This window comes from Apibacter adventoris (assembly GCF_002964965.1).
GTDB classification, from domain to species: domain Bacteria; phylum Bacteroidota; class Bacteroidia; order Flavobacteriales; family Weeksellaceae; genus Apibacter; species Apibacter adventoris.
Window position 1 is genome coordinate 90,643 of the sequence record NZ_PSZN01000004.1, and the last position, 17,469, is coordinate 108,111.

Annotated in this window: 16 protein-coding genes and 4 tRNA genes; 14 read left to right on the forward strand and 6 right to left on the reverse strand. The window is 33.0% G+C overall.

Annotation, left to right across the window (positions count from 1 at the left end; all coding sequences use genetic code 11):
• Positions 1-34 precede the first annotated feature (34 nt).
• The 8 genes from C4S76_RS02900 to C4S76_RS02935 all read left to right on the forward strand — a co-directional run bounded on the left by C4S76_RS02900 (position 35) and on the right by C4S76_RS02935 (position 8,666).
• Positions 35-107: transfer RNA gene (locus C4S76_RS02900), tRNA-Lys, on the forward strand.
• A gap of 44 nt (positions 108-151) precedes the next feature.
• Positions 152-224: transfer RNA gene (locus C4S76_RS02905), tRNA-Lys, on the forward strand.
• Positions 225-268: 44 nt separating this feature from the next.
• Positions 269-341, forward strand: a tRNA-Lys gene (locus C4S76_RS02910).
• Positions 342-577: 236 nt separating this feature from the next.
• Entirely contained in the window at positions 578-703 is a 126-nt protein-coding gene (locus tag C4S76_RS12175) for a hypothetical protein (RefSeq protein ID WP_394335584.1), read from the forward strand.
• 241 nt (positions 704-944) lie between these two features.
• Positions 945-3,716, forward strand: coding sequence for a type I restriction endonuclease subunit R (locus tag C4S76_RS02920; protein WP_105192624.1), 2,772 nt, complete (start codon positions 945-947; stop codon positions 3,714-3,716).
• Position 3,717: 1 nt separating this feature from the next.
• The gene (locus C4S76_RS02925; protein ID WP_105192486.1) at positions 3,718-5,559 is read left to right on the forward strand and encodes a restriction endonuclease subunit S; all 1,842 of its coding nucleotides are present in this window, start codon (positions 3,718-3,720) and stop codon (positions 5,557-5,559) included.
• An 11-nt stretch (positions 5,560-5,570) separates the two neighbouring features.
• Positions 5,571-7,172 carry a hypothetical protein gene (locus tag C4S76_RS02930; RefSeq protein ID WP_105192488.1) on the forward strand — a complete coding sequence of 534 codons (1,602 nt, stop codon included), beginning with the start codon at positions 5,571-5,573 and terminating at the stop codon, positions 7,170-7,172.
• 9 nt (positions 7,173-7,181) lie between these two features.
• Positions 7,182-8,666 carry a class I SAM-dependent DNA methyltransferase gene (locus tag C4S76_RS02935; RefSeq protein ID WP_105192490.1) on the forward strand — a complete coding sequence of 495 codons (1,485 nt, stop codon included), beginning with the start codon at positions 7,182-7,184 and terminating at the stop codon, positions 8,664-8,666.
• Positions 8,667-9,198: 532 nt separating this feature from the next.
• On the opposite strand, the gene C4S76_RS02940 is transcribed toward C4S76_RS02935, so the two are convergent.
• Entirely contained in the window at positions 9,199-10,233 is a 1,035-nt protein-coding gene (locus tag C4S76_RS02940) for a zinc-dependent alcohol dehydrogenase family protein (RefSeq protein WP_105192492.1), read from the reverse strand.
• 126 nt (positions 10,234-10,359) lie between these two features.
• Here C4S76_RS02940 and C4S76_RS02945 point away from each other — a divergent pair, with 126 nt between their 5' ends.
• The 3 genes from C4S76_RS02945 to C4S76_RS02955 all read left to right on the forward strand — a co-directional run bounded on the left by C4S76_RS02945 (position 10,360) and on the right by C4S76_RS02955 (position 11,736).
• Positions 10,360-10,707 (forward strand): winged helix-turn-helix transcriptional regulator, encoded by a 348-nt coding sequence (locus C4S76_RS02945; protein WP_105192494.1) that lies wholly within the window; start codon positions 10,360-10,362, stop codon positions 10,705-10,707.
• Between the two features lie 283 nt (positions 10,708-10,990).
• Positions 10,991-11,074 (forward strand) — tRNA-Leu (locus C4S76_RS02950).
• A gap of 317 nt (positions 11,075-11,391) precedes the next feature.
• Positions 11,392-11,736, forward strand: a complete 345-nt coding sequence (locus tag C4S76_RS02955; RefSeq protein WP_105192495.1) for a hypothetical protein — start codon at positions 11,392-11,394, stop codon at positions 11,734-11,736.
• A gap of 50 nt (positions 11,737-11,786) precedes the next feature.
• Here C4S76_RS02955 and C4S76_RS02960 read toward each other — a convergent pair whose 3' ends face one another.
• The 4 genes from C4S76_RS02960 to C4S76_RS02975 form a co-directional block, all read right to left on the reverse strand.
• The gene (locus C4S76_RS02960) at positions 11,787-12,473 is read right to left on the reverse strand and encodes an OmpA family protein (protein ID WP_105192497.1); all 687 of its coding nucleotides are present in this window, start codon (positions 12,471-12,473) and stop codon (positions 11,787-11,789) included.
• 9 nt (positions 12,474-12,482) lie between these two features.
• The gene (locus C4S76_RS02965; protein WP_105192499.1) at positions 12,483-12,947 is read right to left on the reverse strand and encodes a lipocalin family protein; all 465 of its coding nucleotides are present in this window, start codon (positions 12,945-12,947) and stop codon (positions 12,483-12,485) included.
• A gap of 27 nt (positions 12,948-12,974) precedes the next feature.
• Positions 12,975-13,448: a DUF6702 family protein gene (locus C4S76_RS02970; RefSeq protein ID WP_146105669.1), complete on the reverse strand. Its 474-nt coding sequence runs from the start codon at positions 13,446-13,448 to the stop codon at positions 12,975-12,977.
• A gap of 66 nt (positions 13,449-13,514) precedes the next feature.
• A complete protein-coding gene (locus C4S76_RS02975; protein ID WP_105192503.1) occupies positions 13,515-14,225 on the reverse strand; it encodes an LOG family protein in 711 nt (236 codons plus the stop codon).
• A 175-nt stretch (positions 14,226-14,400) separates the two neighbouring features.
• Between C4S76_RS02975 and pdxS the strand changes: the two genes are divergently transcribed.
• From pdxS to C4S76_RS02990, 3 genes are all read left to right on the forward strand, one after another.
• The gene (gene pdxS / locus C4S76_RS02980; protein WP_105192505.1) at positions 14,401-15,276 is read left to right on the forward strand and encodes a pyridoxal 5'-phosphate synthase lyase subunit PdxS; all 876 of its coding nucleotides are present in this window, start codon (positions 14,401-14,403) and stop codon (positions 15,274-15,276) included.
• Between the two features lie 73 nt (positions 15,277-15,349).
• Positions 15,350-15,919 carry a pyridoxal 5'-phosphate synthase glutaminase subunit PdxT gene (gene pdxT, locus C4S76_RS02985; RefSeq protein WP_105192507.1) on the forward strand — a complete coding sequence of 190 codons (570 nt, stop codon included), beginning with the start codon at positions 15,350-15,352 and terminating at the stop codon, positions 15,917-15,919.
• Between the two features lie 10 nt (positions 15,920-15,929).
• Complete coding sequence (locus C4S76_RS02990) at positions 15,930-16,952, forward strand: XAC2610-related protein (protein WP_105192509.1); 1,023 nt, start codon at positions 15,930-15,932, stop codon at positions 16,950-16,952.
• Between the two features lie 82 nt (positions 16,953-17,034).
• Here C4S76_RS02990 and C4S76_RS02995 read toward each other — a convergent pair whose 3' ends face one another.
• A complete protein-coding gene (locus C4S76_RS02995) occupies positions 17,035-17,466 on the reverse strand; it encodes an energy transducer TonB (RefSeq protein ID WP_105192510.1) in 432 nt (143 codons plus the stop codon).
• Positions 17,467-17,469 lie beyond the last annotated feature (3 nt).

The following is a 17,469-nucleotide window of genomic DNA, read 5'->3' on the forward strand; positions in this document are numbered from 1 at the left end:
GAAATACAATATGTATTAATTAAAATTGTTTAAAGACCTGGTAGCTCAGTTGGTAGAGCACAACACTTTTAATGTTGGGGTCCTGGGTTCGAGCCCCAGCCAGGTCACAGAATATTTAACAGGGTAAATATTAATTAGAGATTTATTAAGCGACCTGGTAGCTCAGTTGGTAGAGCACAACACTTTTAATGTTGGGGTCCTGGGTTCGAGCCCCAGCCAGGTCACTAACTATTGCTTGAGTTTTTTACTCAGGCTATTTCTTTTTTAAGGCTCCGTAGCTCAGTTGGTAGAGCAACTGACTCTTAATCAGTGGGTCAAGGGTTCGACCCCCTTCGGAGTCACTTTTTTAACAAGAAGAATTGAACAAACTCCTGAATATCAACCGATATTAGGAGTTTTTCTTTTTTGTATACCTACCGAATATTGCAGAATTAAGCAACAAAATAGTGGCGAAATAGGAGGACTTTAATTGTCCATTTTTTAGTCTACTGAATTGGATGTTTTCTCTCTGAATCACTACATTTTGCATACGCTGATTTACAACAATTAAAAGTAATTTTAAACTAAAAAAATGCATATGAAACGGAATTATTTTTCAGTACTTTTCTTTATCAAGAAAACCAAGTTGCTCAAAAACGGTGAAGCTCCCATCTGTATGCAGATTACACTCAATAGTAAACGTGCAGAAGTACAACAGCAATGAGGCTTCTTTATAAGTTGGAACAGAAAACAAATTAAGTTTGCTCATCTTTCTAAACGAATTAATGAATTGACAAAAGAAAGCAGAAAAGAAGTGGCTAAGGAAGTAATGATAAATTATGAAAAGTAATAGTAATAAATATGGAAATACGAGTAATAATAATTAATAAAAAAGACAACAAACTTTTATTGGAGAACACTAAAAATAATTTAACTTGCACATTCTAAAATATAAACGTCTTGTTATGAACCAGAATCCTGAGCAAATAGTTCGTGACAACATAGATAAGAAACTGCGAGAATGCGGTTGGATTATCCAAAGTGTGAAAGAGATAAATCTTAATGCAGGGTTGGGTGTGGCTATCAAGGAGTATCAAACGGATGTTGGACCTGCTGATTATGTCTTATTTGTCGAAGGAAAACCTTGTGGAGTAATTGAAGCTAAACGACAAGAAGAAGGACATAGGCTTCATGTGCACGAAGACCAAGCCGAAGGTTATGCAAATGCTAAGTTGAAGCACCTCAACAACAATCCACTTCCTTATGTATACTTAAGCACAGGAGATATTATCAAATTTACAAATTTTACTGACCCAAAACCATGTGGACGGGAGATATTTCATTTTCATTCACCTTCAACTCTTCAAGAATGGATAAAAAGAGGGAGTTCACTACGAACAAGACTACTTAATTTCCCTATCCTTAATATCGATGGGCTTCGTGACTGTCAAATAAATGCTATTAAAAACCTTGAGACTTCTTTTAAACAGGCTCAACCTAAAGCTCTTATTCAGATGGCCACAGGCTCTGGAAAAACCTTTACAGCCATTACATTTATCTACCGACTACTTGCATTTGCTAAAGCAAAACGTATCTTGTTTTTAGTGGATACAAAAAACCTAGGAGAACAGGCAGAGCAAGAATTCATGTCTTACATCCCTAACAACAGCAATGAGAAATTTGTTGAGCTTTATAATGTACAGAGACTTAAATCGAATTACATAGCTTCCAGTAGTCATGTTTGTATTAGCACTATACAACGTTTATATTCTATACTAAAAGGAAAAGAATTAGACGAATCAGAGGAGGAAGAGAATCCTAACGAGAAAAAGTTTCAGCCGAAGGAAGTGCCTCCTATCGAATACGAACCCAAGATACCGATTGACTATTTTGACTTCATTGTCATAGATGAGTGCCACAGAAGCATCTACAACCTTTGGAAACAAGTATTGGAATACTTTGATGCCTTTGAGATTGGTCTCACCGCAACACCCGATAAAAGAACTATCGGATATTTCAACCAAAACTTAGTTAGTGAATATTCTCACGAGATGGCTGTAGTTGACGGCGTTAATGTTGGCTACGATGTTTATATTATTGATACTAAAGTTACACAACAAGGGGCAACCTTGTGGAAAGGCGAGTATGTAGAACATCGAGAAAGACTGAGCCGAAAAAAACGTCTGGAGTTACAAGACGAAGACGAAGCTTATTCAGCAAAACAACTTGATAAGGATGTGGTCAACCCCAATCAGATACGTACTATTATACGTACATTCAGAGACCACCTATCTGTTATATTCAAAGACCGATTAGATGATGAGGGCAACTTTGAAGTGCCTAAAACACTCATATTTGCAAAGACCGACAGTCATGCAAACGATATAATCGACATAGTAAGAGAAGAATTTGCAGAAGAGAATAAATTTTGCAAAAAGATAACCTATAATAGTGATGATCCTAAAAGCACACTAGCTCAGTTCCGAAACGACTATTATCCTCGTATAGCTGTCACTGTTGATATGATTGCTACAGGAACGGACGTTAAGCCCTTGGAATGCTTGCTATTTATGCGTGATGTAAAAAGCCGAAACTACTTTGAGCAAATGAAAGGTCGAGGTACGCGTACCATTACACTGGATGATTTGAAAAAGGTTACTCCCTCAGCTAAATTTACGAAAGACCATTTTGTGATTGTCGATGCTATTGGCGTAACTCGCAGTCTTAAGACAGATAGCCGTCCGCTGGAGAAGAAACAAAGTGTACCACTCAAAGATTTGTTGCAAGCGGTAGCTGTGGGGGCAAGAGACGAAGAGTTATTTACCTCTTTGGCAAATCGCCTCATCCGTCTCGAAAAACAACTTACACCTAAAGAGAAAGAGAAGTTTGCCGAAATAGCAGATGGAAAAAACATCATAACTGTAGCCAAAGAACTGTTGAAAGCATTCGACCCCGATGTGTTGGAAGATATCCGCACCACAGTGGAAGGTATGAAACAAGGGGCTACACCTATTGAGATAGAAGCAGAGGTAAACCGACAAACAGAAAAACTCCGGAATGAAGCTGCTCGTGTTTTCACAGGAAAGCTGAATGAGTATATAGAAAACGTAAGAAAGTTTCATAGTCAACGCATCGACCAAATGAATCCCGATGAGGTAGTTACAGTGGGTTGGGCGGAAGAAAACAAAGATAAGGCAAAGGAGCTAATTGAAGATTTTAGTCAATGGATGCAAGAAAACAAAGACGAATTGTTAGCTTTGCAAATCTTTTACAACCAGCCATACCGTAGACGGGAACTTACCTATACGATGATAAAGGAAGTGTTGGAGAAGTTGCAGGCAGACAAGCCACTTCTTGCCCCCATGAATGTATGGAGGGCTTACGAAGCTTTGGAGCAATGCAATGGCTCGCCTCGAAACCAGTTGACTGCAATAGTTTCGCTTATCCGGAAAGTAGTAGGATGGGACAAAATGCTGACGACTTTTGATAAAACGATAGATAAAAACTTCCAAGACTGGGTGTTCCGAAAACAAGCAGGAGCCACCAAGTTTAACGAAGAGCAAATGCAATGGCTGCGTATGATAAAAGAACACATTACCAATAGCTTCCATATCGAGAGGGATGATTTTGATTACAACCCCTTCGATGCACTGGGAGGACTAGGCAAGATGTGGCAACTGTTTGGCGAACAAGCAGAAGAAATTATTAATGAACTAAATGAGGTGTTAGCAGCATAAAATGACTGAAAACAAAAACGATATACCAAAGCATTGGAAAGTAAAGAAGTTAGGAGAAGTCTGTACTTATACTAAAGGTAAAAAACCTTCTTTATTAAACTCTCACAAAACAAAGGATTGTTCAATTCCATATATCAATATTAAAGCTTTTGAAAAAGGTATTTATGATGAATATACAAATGGAATTAAATGTAATCTGTGTGAAGATGGGGATTTATTAATGGTTTGGGATGGAGCTAGATGTGGTTTAATAGGAAAAGCTAAAAAAGGGGCAGTAGGTTCTACCTTAATGAAGATATTACCCATAGATGAATTGGACGAAGAATATCTATATCATTTTATAGCTTCTAAGTTTCACACGATAAATACAAATCCAAAAGGTGTCGGAATTCCTCATGTTGAACCAAATTTACTTTGGAACTTTTACATTCCTATCCCTCCTCTCTCTGAACAAAAAGCCATTGTTAAAAAAATAGAAGAGCTTTTTAGTGAGTTAGACAAGGGAGTAGAAGACTTAAAGACAGTACAAAACCAGCTCAAAATATATCGTCAAAGCTTATTAAAATGGGCTTTTGAAGGCAAACTCACAAATGATAATGTAGAAGATGGTAACCTACCTAAAGGCTGGAAAAGAGTAAGTATTCAAGATATTGTGTCGAAAGAAAAGCACGCATTAAAAGCGGGTCCTTTTGGTTCATCACTTAAAAAAGAATTTTACACCAAATCTGGGTACAAAATTTATGGACAAGAACAAGTCATAGGTGGAGACCCTTTCTTTGGCGATTATTTTATATCAGAAGAGAAATTTCAAGAACTTAAATCGAATAAGGTTAAACCTAATGATATTTTAATAAGTTTAGTTGGTACAGTTGGAAAGGTTCTTATCCTTCCTAAAAACTGTAAATCTGGAATTATTAATCCTCGATTAGTAAAGATAACACTGAACAACGACATATATCTTCCCGAATTTTTTAAATATTATTTTGAAAGTCCTATTGTTAAGTCTTTCTACAGTGGAAAAGCTCAAGGTACAACAATGGATGTATTAAATTTAGGTATAATAAAAACAATTCCATTTGTTATATGCTCTATTTCAGAACAACAAAAGATAATAGAAATTTTAGAAGAAAAACTATCTGTTTTTGACCAAATGGAGCAAACGATAGTACAAAGCTTACAACAAGCCGAATCACTTCGTCAAAGTATACTGAAACAAGCATTTAAAGGCAAATTGATTACTGTACAAGAAGAAGTACCTGTTTACACACCTAAAAAGATACCGTTTTATCAAGCTCAATTATTCGCTTATATAATAGATACTTCTGCAAATAACAATATAGACCTCGGAGAGATGACCCTAGCCAAGAACTCTTACTTAATTGATAAGATATACGGTGTACGTACATACTTTGATTACGGACGAGGACATTTAGGACCCTATTCCATCGAAATGAAAAGTGTGTTGTATGGTAGCAGTCTTAAACAGTTTTTCAAAAAAGGAGAGTTTCATATCGAACTGCAAAACGCTGAAAAGTTATTCAAATATACCAATCCTTACGAATCACAGACAAGAGAAGCTATGGAAGACCTTTCAGCTATTATCTCCCAGTATGAGGGCAAGGAACGTTCTTATCAAACCGAATTGCTGGCTACAGTCTGCAAAGTGATTGAGGATATACAAACTACTGACCTAAAGGCTGTCAGAGCATCCATGAAGGAATGGGAAATCGACCTGAAGACTACTAAGCACAAGAACAAAGCTGAAAAATTTTCTGAATCAGATACAGCTTCTTGCCTCAACTTTATCATATCAAAAGGATGGGATAAAAAACTAATAAAATAAATCATACTATTATGGATACACAGCATAAAGTACCTTTCTTCAATACCGAAGATATTGCTCTTTTGCAAGAGGTTGTAGGCAAGAAATATGATAAGAATAATCCCAAACATCAAGGAAAAGGAAAGCAACTTAAAAATGGAGTTTGGAAAAAAACTTTGTATTGGTATAATCTAGTGATTAAAAGGCTAAAAGAATACGACTGTACCGAAAGGAATCCTAAACGAAGATGGCAAAACAGAGGAAACTTTATGTCATACACTTGGGCTCAGATTTTAAAAAAGGGAGATAAGGATACAGGTGTTTACTTTACGATAGGAATAGGACAAAAAGGTCTGGATTATAAACTGGATTATCAATATAAAGATAGCTCTCGTATTAAGTTAGGAGTAGAACAAAAAACTTTGTGTGAATCTCTTATAAGAAATACAAGCGACACTAGGATATTTATTTCAGCAGATAAGTTGCATGAATATACATGGGAAAGACTAGTTGATGATACTGTAGCTTTTATTATCAAGTATACTCCTTTATATGATGAAGTTATTCAAAAAGTAAGGAATCTTAATCAGAAAAGAATAGCTAGAATAGCATACAATACAGATGGTTGGGTAAAACCTTCGGGAGAATATGGGAAAAGTGAAGCTGAAAATTCTTTTGAGTCAGCAAATGGTTATGGACATGAAGAATGGTTGTTCGATTTAGACAAAATATATAATGGTTATCATTACGCATTCTTAGAACCTGTACGAAAACAGCATCAAGCATATGCGGGTAATATCTTTGATGTTGTGTTATTTACCATAAATGGCGAAACTAAACAACGTTATTATATTGGCGAGATTTTTAATGTAGAGGTAATATCCGAGGAAGAAGCCAAAGAAGTCTGTCAATATTATAAAGAGCTAGGCTGGCTTCAAGAAATGGAGCAGCAGGTCAGAGAGGTATCTAATTACAAAGCATTCTATAGATGGAAAGGTTTGGAGGTATTTAATATACGATTCAAAGTATCTGATGTGAAACTAGCTGAGTCTATAGATGTAGCAATCCCTCCCAATAATCTTATTAATAATTTGAATCGCTATTCTTTTGCTCACTACAAAGAAGAGTATGCCTTAACAGAGGATACAAAAGCAGATACATATAACTTTGATGCTGCAAAAGATAGTGAGCCTCCGACTAATGGCGAAGTCAAGAAGAGAAAGTATAAAAGACAACCCAAAACTGTCGAAATTGAAGATTTACATCAAGCTATTAGTGATAAGCTCTTAGCTAAATTGAAAAATGAGGGTAGAATTGTAAAAAGAGAAGTTGGTGCAGGTTATGGAAATAATCGAATAGATTTAGTAGAACAGGTGTCCGATGGAGATATTTTCTATGAAATAAAGACATATCCATCATTAAAAACATCTATAAGAGTGGCAATAGGGCAGCTTTTAGAATATTCTATGTGGACTAAACAAAATAAGGCAAAGGAGCTTATTGTAATCACTCAGCCAACACCCGATTTTGCGAAAGTTAAAGAATATTTTGCACATATCCGAAAAACATATAATATAGCATTGTATTATCAATCATTTGATATTGAAACAAACGAATTATCCGATAAAGTATAAAAATAAAATATGACCACAAGTTCAGTAGTAAGTAAAGTATGGAGTTTTTGTAATCCGTTAAGAGATGTAGGTGTAAGTTATGGCGACTATCTGGAGCAATTAACCTATCTGCTTTTCTTGAAGATGGCTGACGAATATAGTAAACCTCCATACAATCGTCCATTAAATATACCTAAAGAATACTCGTGGGAGAGTCTCACATCCAAAAGTGGAGCTGAACTAGAGGAACATTATTCGAACCTTTTGCGTAAACTTAGCTCTGAAAAAGGAATATTAGGGCAGATATTTACAAAGAGCCAAAATAAAATTCAAGACCCAGCCATGCTATATAAAGTCATTGATATGATTAATGGCGAGAAATGGTTGGTAATGGAGGCTGATGTCAAAGGAGATATCTACGAAGGTCTGTTAGAGAAAAATGCAGAAGACGTAAAAAGTGGAGCAGGACAATATTTTACGCCTCGCGCACTTATTCGTGCGATGGTGGAATGTGTGCAACCTCAACCCATGAAGACTATAGCCGACCCTGCTTGTGGCACAGGAGGCTTCTTTCTCGCAGCTTATGACTATATAGTAAGAGAAAACAAACTGGACAAAGAACAAAATAAGTTTCTTAAAGAGTCTACATTCTTTGGAAATGAAATTGTACCCGGTACGAGGCGATTGGCATTGATGAATCTTTTTCTACATAACATTGGTAAGCTCGATGGAGATAATTATATATCCCCCAATGATGCTTTGATTGCAGATTCTCCTGATACATACGATTATGTTCTTGCTAATCCCCCTTTCGGAAAGAAGAGCAGTCAAACTTTTACCAATGAAGAGGGAGAACAAGAGAAGGAAGACCTAACCTATAATAGAAACAAATTCTGGGCTACTACAAGCAATAAACAACTAAATTTTGTTCAACATATCCGCACCATGCTAAAAACAACAGGAAAAGCTGCTGTTGTTGTTCCAGATAATGTGTTGTTTGAAGGTGGTGCTGGAGAGATTATTCGCAAGAAGCTTTTAGAAACAACAAATTTACATACTATACTACGTTTGCCTACAGGAATATTCTATGCACATGGTGTAAAAGCAAATGTAATCTTTTTTGATAACAAAGAAGCAAGTAAAGAGCCTTGGACAAAAGAAGTTTGGATATACGATTATAGAACAAATATCCACCATACTTTAAAGAAAAATCCACTTAAATTTGAAGACCTTCTTGACTTTATTAAATGCTATAATTCGGCTAACATTAATAAAAGAAAGGAGACTTATAAAGTAGATAAAAATCCAGAAGGTAAGTGGCGTAAATATAGCTATGATGAAATTATAGCTCATGACAAGACGAGTTTAGACATTACTTGGATTAAGGACAAATCGCTTGCCGATTTAGATAATCTGCCAGATCCTGATTTTATAGCCTCCGAGATTATAGAAAATGTAGAATCAGCCTTAGAGAGTTTTAGAGAGATAATAAATTCGATAAATTGCAAAAAGTAAGCACAAATGAGAAATCTTCTTTAATAACAATATAATTTTATAGAAAATGTAAAGTAAAATTAGTTGTTGAAAAATACACTACAAATTGAGAAGAGATTATGCTGTGATGATTACAAAGAAATGAGGAGAAGGAAAAAAGTAACTTTAGAAACGAAATATTTTCGATATATTATAATTTATTAAAAGATATCAACGACAGCTCTCTGAAAATTGTCTATATTTGAATTAGTAATCATATGCGAAATGCGGCGATAAAATTACAGTGAGATAGGTGGAGTAAAATAAACCTTTCAATTTTCTTAAATAATAAATAGTTACGAAATAAGTTTGAGCCTCTCCGGGGGTCACTCCAAAATAGAAGGATTACAAATTTGTGTAATCCTTTTTTATATACTGATATTATTATTTTCAATACAGTATCATTAATGAGTAGATTTATAAGCAATATCTTATGCAAAATTAAAGTAACAGGTATTTTGAAAGGACCAGGTATCAGCTATATAGGCTTATTGCTGATGCATAATATTATTTTTTATAGTTGATGATTGATCCGAATTACAATTTTACCTAAGTTTTTAGAATAGGATGCTGTTTTAAAAGCTTCTTTTGCGTTGTTAAAATCATAAATTTGTTGTATGTAAGGTTTTATTTTTTTCTCATCAAGGAAATGAATATAATCCTTAAAAGCCTCGGTGCTGGCAGTGAGAACCCCAAAAAGGATATTATTTTTTCTCATCATCAGATAGGATTCGGTAAATGCCTCAGTTGTATCGTCCATTGCCCCGACTATAGACATTCTTCCTCCGAAATTCAGAGCCCTAATGGATGAGTTAATTGCCGCTAAGCCAACTGTATTAACTACAAGGTCGACACCCTGTGTTTTTTTATATATAGTGTCTCCCCAATGTTTATCTAAACGGTAATTGATTACATCTTTTATTCCCATCGATTTTAGTGTTTCAATTTTATTTTCTTGACTGGTTGTGCAATATACCTGCGCTCCTGCCCCTACAGCAATAGCCATGGCCATAGTAGAAACTCCACCTGTACCCAATATTAACACTTTTTCTCCTTTTTGTAATGGAAAAAGATAGGGACGATTACCTTGGATAGCCGACCAAGCAGTAGTCCCTGCACAAGGAAGGGTAGAAGCTTCTAAATAGTTTAGTGTTTTGGGCGCACTAATTATTTGATCTGATTTAACAATAAAAAATTCAGATAAGGTTCCATCTACCTCATTAGATCCCAAACCTAAATCAATGTTTGCAGTTATTTTACCATCTGTCCAGCCTCGATAACATTGGGTGACGACTTTGTCTCCAACTTTCCAATTTTTCACTCCATCGCCCAAAGCATCAATTTCTCCGGCTCCATCTGAGCATGGGATGATGTCTCGTGTTATACTCATGCCTTTTGTTCCTTTCATTACAACTATGTCGCGAAAGTTGAGTGATACAGCAAAATTTTTTATTCGTACTTCTCCTGTTTTAGGTTCAGGTATGGCTACCTCTTCTTGAATGAGGTCATCTATACTTTTTGCATTTTTTCTCAAAATCCATCTTTTCATATAGGTACATATTAAATTATATATTTGTAAAAATAATTATATTAACTATAGAAAATGTGTTACTTTCATCTGAGAAAGCACTAACCTTAAAGAAAGTAAGATGCTATAAATTTTTTTAATTTAAAAATGATGGGAAAAGAAATAAAAAGTTATGATTGCCAACATATAATGATTCCCGTAAGGGATGCTTTAGATGTATTGCAAGGTAAATGGAAAATTCCTATTATAATTTCTTTATTTTACGAAAGTAAACGTTTTAAAGAGATAATAAGGGATATACCGGGGCTAACTGATAAGAGTTTGTCGAAAGACCTTAAGGAACTTGAAAGTGATAAACTTATAGACCGTAAAGTTTTAGAGACTTTTCCACCCTCTGTAGAATATTCATTAACGGACCATGGGCATACGTTATGTAAAGTTATTAATGAACTGAAAGAGTGGGGAATATTTCATCGTAAAGAGATATTAGGGTAGTATTAGTAATTACTGTATTCTTTATTGTCCTGTTCTTTCTTTCTTTTAAATTACTTTTGTAGGAATAATGTAATGAGATATCAAATATTATAAAGTTTGCATTGATTTTAGCAATCATAAAAATATTTACCTTAAAGCTCTTTCCCTAAAAAAAGATTTTTATACCTTTGGATTGAAAATCGATTAAGTTCTTTTATAAATCAATTTCTTTTAAAGAAATATATGTTTTTAGATAATGTAATTTTGTATAAAAAGAAAAATTAATATTAGTAAAAAATAAAAAACTCACGTGGTGGAATTGGTAGACACGCCATCTTGAGGGGGTGGTGTCCGTAAGGATGTGCCGGTTCAAATCCGGTCGTGAGTACACATTTTTATATATAAAATTTTATATAAAAATTATTTCTTTTATCCATATATACATTATATTTTCACAAATTATGTAGCTTTCTTTTAATTTGAGTCGTTTTGTATTTAGTATATATAGTTAATAAATAGGAATTTTATAACACAACCGAGATTTATTTCATTATTGAGTTGAAATATTTAATAAAATATCAGTTTTTTTATAAAACCAGAATTAAAAGTTGTTATGCAGACGAGATGTAAAGCGAACAAAAAATAATTTTTTTCAATAATTTTTATTATAAATTTGAAACATATTTCAAATTAAATAATATATAAATGGATGAAACTCGCATATGGGAATTGATTGAAATATTTTTTAAAGATAAATTTACTAATGGCGAAATTCCTGATTTAAATACAATGATTTTTTTAATAGGTTTGCAAGAGTTAGGTTTTGGGTATAAGAAATATAAGAAGGATGAAAAAATGAATTTGATGCATATTGCTGTATGTCGTTTATTGGAACCTTTTGGTTATTATCGTTTTGATAAGTATGATGAAGATAATTGGCCTCATTATGAACTAATAGAAGATTTGCCCCCTCTAAAACCTAATGAACAAACATTGTTAATGAAAAAAGCTATAGTTCAATATTTTATTGATGAAAAATTATTAGAATAAAAAAAGAGGGTTTATCTACCCTCTTTTTTTATTGTTATTGAAATAAATGACTATTGTTCTCCAGATTGTTTTTTAGCTTCATCGATCATTTTCTGGTTAGCTATAATAGAAAATTCAACTCTTCTATTCAAGGCTCTTCCGGCATCTGTATTGTTATCCCCTATAGGATCAGATTTTCCAAAACCTTTAGTGGTTAAACGGGAAGAACTTATTCCGTGTGCTGTCATATAAGAAGCTACACTTTGAGCTCTTTTATCAGATAAATTTAAATTGTATTGATCTGCTCCTTTTGAATCTGTATATCCGTAAATACCAATATTAGTATCTGGATATTCTTTGAAAATATTGATAATTTTATCCAAATTTTGTTGAGCAGAAGGAGTTAAAGTTGATTTATCAAAATCAAAACGAACGGCATTTTCATTTAAAACTACTTTAATACCTTCACCTACACGTTCTACACTGGCACCGGGAATACTTTGTTGAATCTCACGAGCTTGTTTATCCATTTTATTTCCTATAAGCCCTCCTGTAGTACCTCCCACTGCAGCACCGATTAAGGCCCCTAAAGCTGCATTATTTTTATCGCCTACATTGTTTCCAATTACAGCTCCTAATACACCTCCGGCTATAGCTCCTAAACCTGCTCCTTTTTGTGTATTATTAGTATTACATGAAACTATAAATAGGCAAGCAGCTAGTAAAATAGCACATGTTTTAGTATAAATTGCTTTCATAAATTATAATTATTTTAGTTTTCCTTTAGATAATTGAGAAAAATGATAAGTAATTTTTACGCCACTTATCACTTGGTTTAAATTAAATTCCGTTTCAGAAATATTTTGCACTTGGTAAATTGTACCAGTAGTTACTTTTCTTGCTCTTTCACCTTCATTGATTAATTTTAAGCCTAACATTCCCTGAGGGTCTATATACCAAGTAAATTTTTGTGTGTAACTAGGACAATCATTTCCTCCAGGAAGAGTAAAATTACCTGTATTATTGTTAGAAACAAAATACCAGGTACTGTTTTTTAAACATTGAGCATCATATTCATCAAAAGCTTTAACTTTTACAAAATTATCAGAATAAGTAACCTTATCCAAATTCCATGTTCCGATTAATTGTCTTTGAGAAGATCTGTCTATAGTCGTTTTACAAGAATAAACTAAGAATAAACTAAGTATTCCTAAAAAAATAATCTTTTTCATATTCTGTTTTTTAATTTATAAGTTGAATTAAAAATTTATTTTCCCCGTTTCATTTCCTTTTTTACAAACCAAGGTTTTTTTTTGTCCGTTTATAATAAAATTATTGAAATTTTGCTGATCAGGAAATTTATCGATTAATAAATTATTTCTTAGAGTTATAGAAGAAATATTATCACTAACATTAGAGACTTCATAATAAATCCATATAACACTTCCGTCATGGTTTTTAGAAGAATAGGTAAAACTAACAGGTATATCGTTTACGCTAATTTTAATGTTACTTTGAATATATCTGTTTAAAGCAGTGTCAAAACCACTTTCATCAATTTTTTTACCTAAAGCTTGTTGTAAATGATCAGCATTTACTTTAGAAGAAATTCTTAAACTTTTATTTGTAGATACATATTCTACTTTAGTAATAGAAGTATAAAAATCACTTGAACAAAAAGCATAAAAAATTAAAAAAAATATAGGAAATATTAAAAATATATTTTTTTTCATTGTCATATATTATTTATTTACTAGTTCCATTTATAGAAAAGACAAATTTAATGCCAAATACATGTTTTAAAAATTTTGTTTTATACTGTATTTATCATAAAAAGATTGTATATAATCTACCACTTCATCGGAGGTATCTACTAATTTAAAAATATTAAAATCAAGATCATTTATGTAATGTTCTTCAGACATAGAACCTTTCATCCAGTCAATCAAACCTTTCCAGTAATCTTTTCCGACCAAAATTATTGGGAATTTGCCTGTTTTATGAGTTTGTATTAATGTTAAAGCTTCAAACAGTTCATCCAAAGTTCCGAATCCTCCGGGCATCACAACAAACCCTTGAGAATATTTTAAAAACATGACTTTCCTTACAAAAAAATAGTTAAATGACATACTCAGCCTTTGGTCTACAAAAGCATTGCTTCCGGTTTCAAAAGGTAGTTCTATGTTAAGACCTATAGATTTTCCTCCGGCAGATTGTGCCCCTTTGTTTCCTGCCTCCATAATTCCGGGTCCACCTCCTGTAATTATTCCGAAACCTATTTTTGTGAGCTTATAAGAAATTTCTTCCGTAATATTATAATATTTTGTATTGGGTTGAGTTCTTGCTGAACCAAAGATAGATACGCAGGGTCCTATTTTAGTCATCGTTTCAAATCCGGTAGTAAACTCAGCCATGATTTTAAATAACATCCAACTGTCTTTTGTTTTAATTTCATTCCAGTTTTTTTGTTTAAAACTATTAGTTATTATTTGTTCGTCTAAACTGTCCATTTTAAATATATATATTAATATTACAAAAATACAGCATAATTTTTTACTAGCCCTATTTATTATAGTTGTACATTTAAATTAAATAATGAAAAAAATAGAGTTAAAGGAATAATGATACGTTAAAAGATTTTTTTGTGATATTTTTGTAAAAGAAAAATAACAATATTTTGAAAAAATGGAAAATAACAGATATGAGCTGAATAAAAATTTAGCACAAATGCTAAAAGGGGGAGTAATTATGGATGTATCTACTCCCGAACAAGCAAAAATAGCAGAAGCTGCTGGTGCTGCAGCAGTAATGGCATTAGAAAGAATTCCGGCAGATATAAGAGCAGTAGGAGGGGTTTCTCGGATGAGTGATCCTAAGATGATTAAAGGTATACAAAAAGCAGTAAGTATTCCTGTGATGGCTAAAATCAGAATAGGACATTTTGTCGAAGCTCAGATTTTAGAAGCATTAGAAATTGACTATATAGATGAAAGTGAAGTTCTAACTCCTGCAGATGATAAATATCATGTAAATAAAACTAAATTTCAGGTTCCTTTTGTTTGTGGAGCTAAAAATTTAGGGGAGGCATTGAGAAGAATACAGGAAGGAGCTTCAATGATCCGTTCCAAAGGAGAGCCTGGAACAGGCGATGTGGTACAGGCTGTAAGGCATCTAAGAGCGATGAACGAAGAGATAAGAAAAATACAAGGCATGCAGGAAGATGAATTGTTTAATGAGGCAAAAGAACTGCAGGTACCTTACGATTTAGTAAAATATGTGCACGAAAATGGAAAACTGCCGGTAGTAAATTTTGCTGCAGGTGGAGTGGCAACCCCGGCAGATGCAGCTTTAATGATGCAGTTGGGAGCTGAGGGAGTATTTGTCGGTTCCGGAATTTTTAAATCGGGAGATCCTGAAAAAAGAGCTCAAGCGATAGTAAAAGCAGTTACCAATTTTAATGATCCAAAAGTTTTATTGGAAATTTCCGAAGATTTAGGAGAAGCAATGGTAGGAATAAATGAAGCTGAGATTGAATTATTAATGGCTGAGAGAGGAAAATAAAAATATAAATAAAAATAATTTTAAGGTCATTTTGAAATTTTTTTCAAAATGACCTTTTAAATAAGAAATAAATATGAGAATAGGCGTTTTGGCTTTACAGGGAGCTTTTATTGAGCATAGAAAAATATTGGAGGAGATAGGAATAAAAACATTTGAAATCCGTCAGAAAAAAGACTTATTAAAAAATATGGATGGTATTATTTTACCTGGAGGAGAAAGTACTACTATAGGCAAGTTATTGAGAGATTTAGATATGTTTGAAGATTTAAGATATAAAATTATAGAAGGACTTCCTGCTTTTGGAACTTGTGCAGGATTAATTTTACTTGCTAAAAATGTAGAGAAAGGTCAATCTCATTTGGGAATAATGGATATTACAGCTAAAAGGAATGCTTATGGCAGGCAGTTGGGGAGTTTTTTTACAGAAGCAGAGTTTAAGGGGATAGGTAAAATACCGATGACTTTTATCCGCGCACCTTATATAACCGAAGTAGAGAAAGAAGTAGAAATTTTATCAGAGGTTGAAGGACATATAGTGGCAGCAAAAGAAAAAAATATATTAGTAACCTCATTTCATCCCGAGCTCACTCAATCCAATTCAGTACATAAGTATTTTATAGAAAGCTTTATAAACAAAAAATAATAAAAAAGCTATGATAAAAAGAATTTATAGTTGGCTGTTTTTTATCTTTTTTACTTTAGGGTATTCTCAACAGGTTTTTGAAGTTCAGAACTTTTCAGAAAAATATTATGCCAAAGTTTCTGTTCAGGATTCTTCTGAGGTGTTTACTCCTGGAATAATTACTGTATACAACAAAAAAACAGGAAAAGAATTAGTTAAAGTAGAATCCGAAGAATTAGCTCCCAATTTTACAACAGAAGGGAATATTAAAGCAAATATATTACAATTACCTTATGGAGAACAAAGTCTTTTGATTTATGATGATTTCAACTTTGACGGTATTTCCGATCTGGCTTTGCAGGATGGGCAAAATAGTTGTTATCACGGACCATCATATCAGATTTATCTGGGAACAAAAAATGGATTTATACACAATAAAAAATTTACAAGGCTGGCACAAGAATATTGTGGAATGTTTTCTTATAACAAGGAAGAAAAAAAGATTTATACAATGACTAAGAGCGGCTGTTGCTGGCATCAGTTTTCGGAATTTGTTATAGAAAATAATCTACCCGTAGCTGTGAAAATTGTTGAAGAAGATGCTTTTAAAATCCCCTTTTATACCAGTACCATTAAAGAGAGGAAAAATGGAAAAATGCTCGAGTCATCAGAAACAGTTATGGATAAAAAAGATGAAAGCATTATGAGCTTTTTATCTTTTACCATAAACAAAAACAATAAACAATTGATTCTGTTCAATATAAACAATCGTACGCTAAATTATGCTATTTTAAAAGAAAATGATGTAGTAGAATTTTCATATCCGATAGAAACCATATATCAAAATCCGGATTTTATTTATAGTGCATCTGAAAATGTTGTAAGTTTTAAAAATAAAGATGCCGAATACCAGATTTATGATAAGGATAAAGAGATAGGAATTATGATTAATATAGACGGGAAAACTTATAACTGGAAAGGTAATAAAGCTACCCAACAAGGGAGTTTAAAGAAATTATTGGAAATAAATTTAGATAATGTTGTTATAAAATAATTTTGTACTATACAAAATGTACTTTTATAAGTACAAATATTTTATATTAATTTAAATTTTTTCAGCTTACAGGCTAAGATCCTCATGGTATTCTAAAAAAAACAGGAAATCTATATACAGACCTTAAAGGCATTCCGTTTACTTGGGCGGCTTTCCATTTTCCGAAAGTAAGTTTTATTACTCTTATAGCCTCTTCGCCACAACCATCACCAATATCATCTATTATTGTAGGATTAGAAATAGTTCCGTCTTTTTCCACCACAAATTTAATTAAAAAGAGGCCTTCAGTTCCTTTATTAATTGCGGTTTCAGGGTATTTTATGTATTTTGCAAAAAAATTTTTTAAAGCCGCTATTCCTTCAAAATATTGAGCTTCCACTTCTGTATTTCCATCAAAAATAGTATTTTCATTTATAACATTTGGAGCTGCGGGTAGCGCTAGAAGAGTATCTTTTTCCTGACAAAATAAAGGAATTGATACAAAGGATAAGAACAATATAAATAACTTTTTCATTAA